The organism is Psychrobacter sp., assembly GCF_041554015.1.
Lineage (GTDB): Bacteria > Pseudomonadota > Gammaproteobacteria > Pseudomonadales > Moraxellaceae > Psychrobacter.
Map to the genome: position 1 here is coordinate 1 of NZ_JBFFMS010000070.1, position 6,401 is coordinate 6,401.

The following is a 6,401-nucleotide window of genomic DNA, read 5'->3' on the forward strand; positions in this document are numbered from 1 at the left end:
CTGCAAGTTGATTAAAGCGGACTGTTTGCTCACTAAGTCTTTTAACGTTTGATTCTCGGTTAAAAGCTCTTGGAGCTGCTGCTGCCAAGCTGTTATTTGCTCCTGATAGCCATCTATTTGCTGATTCAATGCTATCAGATCGTTCTCTTGCGCTTTGTGACTCTCTAGCAATACAGCTATCTGCTGCTGACTTAATATATGCTTTGTTTTGTTCTCTGAAGTCATTGTTATGTCCTATAATAGGTGGTTTAAAGCCATACAGAGCAAGCGTTGACGCATCCTTACCCTGCTTTTGCTGTGGAATGATGTTTATACCTAAATCTTTATAGGATTTTGCGGTAATTGGCAGGATATGCTTCTGCTTTAGCCTTTGATTGACCATATCAGCCCACAAATGGCGTATTTCTTTCAAATAATCGCCACCATTGGATAATCCTTGTTCCTGCCGCCACTTCTCAGACCTTTCGCTGTCTGCCTTTTTTCCAAAAACAAGTGAGCCGTTATCTAATTCGACCTTACGAGTAGTAAACATGATATGTGCATGAATATTGCGGCTATCAGGTTCGGTTGCATGTAAGTCATAGACTCTCGTTTTCTCTAATTCTTCTGTATCAGGGTCATAGGATTCGATATAGTCTGCTTTGGGCTTGTAGTTGCCGACTGTTGGCTTATGAATACAGTAGTCACCAATGACATTTAAATCATTTGCTAGTCGCTGGGTAAACTCTGCGGTTAATTGCTCGTTTTCTTCGTCTGATAGCTCAGTTGGCAATGCTAGCAACCATTCTCTAGCCAACCTAGCAGTCTGCTTTAAACGGCTGCCCTTAACGCTGCGTGTCGTTGTCTCATGCTGCTCCACACTCGACCAGAGTTGCTGCCGATCAATAGTGAAGTTTTGCTCAATCAGCGAGCTTGGTAAAATAATACCTTTCGCCATGACGCCTTGCTTCCTAGTGTAATCATAAGTCTTAGCGTTGGGATTAAATTGATTGGTGTCGGTCAGCTTCTCACCTGAGCGATACGCAGCAGCAGAAACCACATTGTCTTTTTTACTACGGCTTATATGTTTGGTTTCTGCTCTGAATATTGCCATGATAGTCTCTCTGGTTTTTGGGGCTTGGGGTGTCCCCAACGTGGCTTATGTATAACCTGTATATCATAGAACGCAGTGATAGGATATACAGGTTTACGTAACCGCGCTCTTCGAGGACTCTTGCAGAGAGCTAAAAAAAGCAAAAAAAACGGCTATTTGGATTATCCAATTTAACTGAAAATGGGTAATCTCCCCTGTTACATCCTTTTTTACGATTCTCCAAAAAGTGAGTTTTAACTCTAAAAACGACAAAAAAGGCTCAAATATTTGAAATCAAAATTTGAGCCTTTGAAAATACGCAAAATGACATGAAGAAAGCAAAAAATCATCATGTATTTTTGTGAGAAAAATATCTCTTAAGATCACTATATGAACTGATATAAAAAGCTCTCTAGAAAATATTATTTACTATACGTTAGCTATCTTTTTCAGCAAAAATTCTACGCGACTAGCATCATCATCTTTACCCTTGTAGCCATAAGCCTTATCTACCGCTTTATCAAGTGCAGCATGTGCATTTGTTAGCTCAGGATAAGGGTCAATTAGATAGGCATTGTAAAGCTTAGCTAAAGTTGGTGCATCCTCGCTGTCCTCTTGGTAGTGTTTACGAGCATCTAAAACGGCTTGAGCTGCTTCAAATATTCTTTCCTTAGCCTTAACCGTTTTAACATCCTGATCATCTGCCATAAAAGGATAAGGAAAGTTGTCATACGTAATACTATTTGAGTAGCGATAGTCGCTTTTTAAACGTCCTGATGTAAGCCTCATAAATGCATTGTGCATACTGCTGCATAGTATTCCAAAATGATACAGAGTAGCGTTTACCACGCAAAAATGTGGTGCTCCAGCAATCACCTCTGAACTAATAAATCCCACTGGCAAAAATCGACGGTTTTGAGATGAAACTTGAGGAATAAATAAGTAGTCAGTATCGCTTTGCCTTATACTTTGAAATAAATGAGGAGTAGCTGCATCTTTACGTGTTTGAGGGCTAGTGCTTGCTAGGCGCATTTCACGTACATTACTAATACGCTCCTTAACTGATGGCATTTTTTGTAAGTCGTGATTCAATTCTAATGCATCGACACCATCAAACCATAAACACCATCTTGGTATGCTATTGAGAAATTCAGCACCGCCAATGTAAGGGCGGATATATTTTTTAGCTACAGGTTCTTTTTCTATTAGGTCATAGTATTGCTTTTCTGTTAAAGACAGGTTGTTGCCATCTGTCGGATCGCTACCACGTCGCATTTCTTCTTCATGAGATATTTGTACTGGTCTGCGTGAAAAAAATATGGGTTCAGCATTAACTAGATAGCCATTGATTGTCTTGGCACTACTAGGACTAGGATCGCCTGCAATATCATCATAACTAAATATAATCTTTTCTTTACGTTCATGAGTTGAATAACCAATAATCACGCAATGGACAGCCGCTACACCTTTACCCTCATTTGTCCACTTAAAGGTATGATGGGCGTAATTAATATAACCGTGACATTCCTCAATTATATATTTCCATAAAACAGCCACTTGCTCCCCTTGAACAATAGAGTTTGTAGATACAAAAGCTGTTTCTATATTATGATTTTTCTGAGTTACTGACTGCATGTAATGCATAGCTTTAATATACCAACCTGCTACGTAGTCTAAACTCTTATATCCTTTGATATTACTTGCTAAACTTTTTAGGTCATCTTTTTGTTCTTTGACCTGATATTTAGAACCTACAAAAGGTGGATTACCCATCACAAAATCACACTCATTAGCGGCTAGCACATCTTCCCAGTCAATTTGCAGAGCGTTACCCTCTGTAATGTGTGGACTGTACACAATAGGCGTTGTAGGGCGTGTCGTACCAAAACGTTCAGCAGTGGCTTGGTTCAGCTGATGGTCAGTAATCCACATGGCTACCCTTGCGATATGGGCTGCATGTGGTTCAATCTCAATTCCATAAAACTGCTCAACGGTGACTTGGCACATACTGCTAATATCAAGCAGACCTCTTTGTTCACCGTAAATCTGTGCGATCAGCTGATTTTCTAACAGTCGCAACTCACGGTAAGCAATGATTAGAAAATTGCCACAGCCACAAGCAGGATCAAAGAATTTTAATGTAGGGAGTCTTTCATAGAGCTTTAGCGCTCTTGGCTTGTCCTTAGCGCATTTTGAGAATTCATCACGCAGGTCTTGCAAGAATAGTGAGTTAATAACCTTTAGAATATTCTTTTCACTGGTGTAATGAGCACCAAACTCACGACGTTTATCGTCGCTTTCGGCTGTGTCGTCTATATCCAGTACGCTTTGGAACATTGAGCCAAAGATAGCAGGGCTGATCTCGCTCCAATCAAGATTGTTACACTGAACGACTAGGTTGTAGAGGTTTTCATCAAAGTAAGGAATACGGATTGATTGAGAGAACAGATCACCGTTGATATAGGCAAAGGCAGCATAGCTTTCAGGCAGGCGACTTGAGCGATCTTTAGTGTTTAAAGTATCAAACAGCGTAGTAAATACTTCATTGAGGTTGCTGCCGTCACTTCTTGCCTCGTTTTTGAGCAACCCATCTAACAGGTTTTTTTGTCCAAAAATGCCGGTGTCATCGGCAAAGAAACAAAAGATCAGACGAGTCAAGAATAGCGCCAATTCATCGGCATTGACCCCATCGGAGATAAATGCTTGATGTAGCTTGGCGACCATTTCAGTTGCTTGACGGTTAATCGGGTTTTCTTCAACGATCTCTGCCATTGCCGCATTTGGTGCTAAGAAGTCCAGCCATTCCGCATTTTTAGGGAGATCAGCAAGCGGACACTTATATTCTTTAATGTTCAGAGGGTTTTCAATATCGAATAGCCATAGCTCATCGAAATTAGACAGCACGATATATCTTGGCTTATCTGCTGTGCTTAGGCGTTCATAGTATTTACTGACTTGGTTATAGGCTTTATTGAGATCAAGCCCACGGCTTTTTTGTTCAATCATTACCAGTTTAGGAATAAAAGCATCAACATACTTTTGAGATTTATCGTCTTTTAGACGATGCTCAAATGCTTTTAGCTGTACTTGACCAGAGACACCATAAGCATTGAATATCTGCGTCCAAAAGTTTTGACTTTGACCTCTCTCATACCCCTCAGCGTCTTTGTAGTCATGGATAATACGGTGTAGCTGCTCACGGATATGCTGGTAGTCTAAGCTCATTTAAATACCTTATGGTATGAAGTTTTTTAGTGGTTTTAGAAAAAATACATGGTATCAGAAACGTTAAAAACCCTCAGTCATTATCTGAAGGTTTCTAAACATAGGGAAAATCAAGACTTCAAGGTATATCCTACACGTATCAAATCAGACAACCATTTTTTTTGATTATTAACGTCTTTCAACTCATTTTTAACTCGTATCTCAAACGCTTTTGCACTCTCACCTTGCTTGGCGTACTTGCCACCAAAGGCATTATCGTTGGCAAGCTTAGAACCGAACAGCTCTATAGTCTTAACAGTTAATTCTTTGAACTGATCAGATGCCTTTGCAGTGGAGTTTCGTTTGGGCTTCTCAAGCACTTTAAAATCATAGCCTACAACTTTTCGTCCTGATTTATTCGGCGTATAACTTACTTGCAAGTCTGTTTTTTCGTTAATCTCTTTAACCGCATGATCGAGCACTCGACGTTTAAAATCACATAGGCGCTTGTACTCATTAACCCCTAATCCTAGCTGACCTCTAAAGGTTTCAAGCTCAAACTTAGGGTTAACTGGACTTGTACGATGTTGTACAAGCAGCTCATATAAACGTACTGAATACACGCTATTGAGAATAGCGGTCTGCTCTAACATATATTCAGTAAAGAAAGTTTTTTTGCCGTCGATGCGCGTTATCTCTTTGACTACTGCGGGCGTCAGGATAATCTCAATTGCTCCTTCGCCTTTCATATACTCAACTTGACTGACCCAACGTGACTTTACTGGATTATCTCGCTCATTGATAAATGTAAATCGACGCTCAAATAGCGTGGTTTCTGCTTCTAACATCACGCAATATGCCGAATCAATATCAACATTGAAGGCTTCTGCGTAACGTTTAGCATTTATCCGAAGCGGTGTATCTGCTGTTAAACCACTCTGTGTTTCTCTGCTATCAATAATCGCTACTTGTATAAGTCTAATTTCAACTAGCGATAGGTTCTGTATAGCTGTATTTAAACGGTTAGTTTTCACTACCTGATTACTCATATTTTTACCCGTGTCGGCTTTCATAATGGTTCTCATGGTAATTTAGTGGTTTTTAGCGTTTCGATAGACTTACAATACAGAACTAGGTATTGAACGTCAAATATTTATTTGTCGTTCAATACCTAGTAAACGTCGTTCTATTACCTAGTAAACGTCGTTCTATTACCTAGTAAACGTCGTTCTATTACCTAGTAAACGTCGTTTAATGGAGGTTGAAACCTTTACTATCACTGGCTTTCGGAGCACTGTAAAGCTTATAAAACTTATAAAACTTATAAAACCTATTTATTTGTTTTTAACTGACTAAAAAAGCAAAAAACCTAGGAATTAGAACATCGTCAAGAATAATCAGATAATTTAATTGGTCTAATTGAATCTTGGAGTGTATGTATTAAGCGTTTTAGGCGGTGTTATAGACTTTTCTTTATCATCCATTGATTTAACCTCTAAAACCTCATAGGGAGCAGATTTGAGCGTCTGAGCATTGCTTTCTTGTCCTATCTCCCTTGTAGAATCTTCTATAGGTAGATTCTTACGACCAGATATAAGTTTGTCGAACATTTCTTGACGCATAACACTGTATATTTCATGGTGCTTCTGTTCTTTGATAGGATCTGCAAGTAGTATTAAAAGCCTCCTGTTTATCGGTTCTGCAAGACTTACTTCAAGATCAGAAGAGCTGTAGGCTTTACGTTCCTTTTCTCTATGGCTGTAGCTTGTATGCCTCTTCTTTGAACCTTCAATGTGTGTATGTATATATTTAATAATCTCTACTTGGCGTTCGTTGAATGGTAGGTAAGGATTAGCTCGTGGGTACTTAAGCGCTGACTTAGGTCGTTCCATTAGATCCTCATACTGAACAATATCTCTATACCGTCTCACTGCCTGTTGTATCAAGGCTTTGTCTAAATCAGCAGGGTCTCTATTTGCTCGTTCTGCAAGTTGATTAAAGCGGACTGTTTGCTCACTAAGTCTTTTAACGTTTGATTCTCGGTTAAAAGCTCTTGGAGCTGCTGCTGCCAAGCTGTTATTTGCTCCTGATAGCCATCTATTTGCTGATTCAATGCTATCAGATC

At 39.5% G+C, this 6,401-nt stretch carries 4 protein-coding genes; all 4 read right to left on the reverse strand.

The window, feature by feature from the left end; all coding sequences use genetic code 11:
- Nucleotides 1–1,093, reverse strand: a 1,093-nt coding sequence (locus ABYU67_RS11720; protein ID WP_372845408.1) for a MobA/MobL family protein, incomplete at its 3' end; no start/stop codon positions are given.
- A gap of 408 nt (nucleotides 1,094–1,501) precedes the next feature.
- Complete coding sequence (locus tag ABYU67_RS11725; protein WP_372845410.1) at nucleotides 1,502–4,297, reverse strand: class I SAM-dependent DNA methyltransferase; 2,796 nt, start codon at nucleotides 4,295–4,297, stop codon at nucleotides 1,502–1,504.
- 110 nt (nucleotides 4,298–4,407) lie between these two features.
- Nucleotides 4,408–5,349 (reverse strand): replication initiation protein RepM, encoded by a 942-nt coding sequence (repM, locus tag ABYU67_RS11730; protein ID WP_372845412.1) that lies wholly within the window; start codon nucleotides 5,347–5,349, stop codon nucleotides 4,408–4,410.
- A gap of 342 nt (nucleotides 5,350–5,691) precedes the next feature.
- A partial coding sequence (locus ABYU67_RS11735) for a hypothetical protein (RefSeq protein WP_372845414.1) occupies nucleotides 5,692–6,401 on the reverse strand: 710 nt, incomplete at its 5' end.